Genomic DNA, 300 nt, shown 5'->3' with positions numbered 1-300 from the left:
CAACTAATTTCCCTTGTTGATACTCTATTCCTGATATCTCAGGATTTTCTAGTTGTTGTAAGTCGAATCTTACCAACTCTTGGGAAATGCCAGTAATAGGAGCAAACTTAATTAGTTTGTTAACCCAAGTCAGAGTAGTATCAACCCGATGTTTTAGAGATGGTGCTAACCAAACTTTGGGTCTTTTTCTGTTCAAAAATCTGGCTTGGCGGTATCTAGTTTTACGGCTACGACGATTATGACGTAATGCTCTCCGTGAATCTAAACTGGATTTGATAGCCAAACCACGGTGAACAATTT

1 protein-coding gene is annotated in these 300 nt (G+C 38.7%); it reads right to left on the bottom strand.

Going from position 1 to position 300, the window contains the following annotated elements:
- On the bottom strand, nucleotides 1-300 hold a 300-nt coding region (locus tag JUI58_RS00490), incomplete at both ends, for an RRXRR domain-containing protein (RefSeq protein ID WP_204101794.1).

The organism is Spirulina sp. CCY15215 (assembly GCF_016888125.1).
Lineage (GTDB): Bacteria > Cyanobacteriota > Cyanobacteriia > Cyanobacteriales > Spirulinaceae > CCY15215.
This window is presented reverse-complemented; position numbering and strand designations above follow the sequence as displayed.